General features: G+C 66.7%; 1 protein-coding gene. It reads left to right on the forward strand.

What is annotated here, in order from left to right; translation table 11 throughout:
• Window positions 1–20 precede the first annotated feature (20 nt).
• Window positions 21–213, forward strand: a 193-nt coding sequence (locus ACR9ZK_RS23515; protein WP_481344324.1) for a hypothetical protein, incomplete at its 3' end; no start/stop codon positions are given.

A 213-nucleotide genomic window follows, 5' to 3' on the forward strand; every position in this document is an offset into this window, starting at 1 on the left:
TCCGTCGTCGGCAGCGTCAGATGTGTATAAGAGACAGGAGCTCGCTGCGTGACGACCTGCGCTGGCTCGCGGCCGCCGAGGCCAGGGCGAGGACGACCGACGTGGCGTCGGGCGTCACGGACCCCGACCTGTCTCTTATACACATCTCCGAGCCCACGAGACGGAGCTACATCTGGTGTGCCGTCTTCTTGTTTGGAGGGGGGGGGGGGGGGG

This window comes from Monashia sp. HAY1-5C (genome assembly GCF_056755255.1).